Origin of the sequence: Pseudomonas sp. HMSC057H01 (genome assembly GCF_001836405.1) — a bacterium.
In the GTDB taxonomy this organism is placed as follows: domain Bacteria; phylum Pseudomonadota; class Gammaproteobacteria; order Pseudomonadales; family Pseudomonadaceae; genus Pseudomonas; species Pseudomonas aeruginosa.
On record NZ_KV828445.1, the window covers coordinates 1 to 329 of the forward strand.

Genomic DNA, 329 nt, shown 5'->3' on the forward strand with positions numbered 1-329 from the left:
CGGCATCTTGATCGCGATCCCCGAGCCGCTTCCCGGTGCGCCGCCTGCATTGATCCGTGCCAGCGGGCCGCTGATGGCGATGCCGCTTGCGTCGAGCCGGATGAAGCTGCCGCCGGCCTTCACCGTCAGTTCGCTGTCAGCCTCGATCACCATCTTCTGCCCGGCCTTCAGGTGGATCTCGCGCCCGGCCCTGGCCAGGTAGGCACGACCGAGCTTCACGTGCTGGCTGTCGCCGACCGTCAGATGGTCATCGGCCTTCAGCTCGACCTTGCGCTCTCCGTGCACGGTGTGATGCTCCTCGGCCTTGAACTCGCTGTAGCTGTTCGCCT

Annotated in this window: 1 pseudogene; it reads right to left on the minus strand. The window is 66.3% G+C overall.

Annotated features, from left to right (window positions below):
* A pseudogene (locus HMPREF2581_RS11625) lies at window positions 1-329 on the minus strand (type VI secretion system tip protein VgrG); the annotation flags it as partial.